Source organism: Oceanospirillum sediminis (assembly GCF_014164585.1).
In the GTDB taxonomy this organism is placed as follows: Bacteria; Pseudomonadota; Gammaproteobacteria; order Pseudomonadales; family Halomonadaceae; genus Oceanospirillum; species Oceanospirillum sediminis.
Genome location: NZ_JACJFM010000184.1, coordinates 1 through 396, shown reverse-complemented (window position 1 = coordinate 396; position 396 = coordinate 1). Strand labels below are relative to the sequence as shown.

At 35.4% G+C, this 396-nt stretch carries 1 protein-coding gene; it reads right to left on the bottom strand.

Annotated elements, in window-relative coordinates; translation table 11 throughout:
• Positions 1 to 192: 192 nt before the first annotated feature.
• On the bottom strand, positions 193 to 396 hold a 204-nt coding region (locus H4O21_RS28330), incomplete at its 5' end, for an MFS transporter (protein WP_182812526.1).

Sequence of the window (396 nt, the reverse complement as noted above, 5' to 3'; positions counted from 1 at the left end):
ACGAATAACTGGCGTAGATAATCATTAAAACCCCAATTATTCCAGCTGGTATTCCCAGTTTAGTGCTAATAAATCTAGCGCCTGAGCTCAATTTTATACTGCTAAGAATCGCAATTAAAATAAATGCAAATCCTACTATGATTAATACTTTTGTTGACATTTTATTTTGGTTTTGTTTGTTAGCGTTTATAATTACAATACGCCTCTTCTTTCCTCTAATTCGGCTTTTATTTCTCTTGCTCTTTCTTCAGTAAGGCTATATTTCCACATTACCCAAATAGCCAAAGCTGCTGTAACTACTGGAATAACAATATCAGCTATCCTAAGTTGCGTAAGTGTTTCCGCTGTTTGTGTAGCTGCATCTCCATCAAACCCAATTAAACTCAATACAAGGCG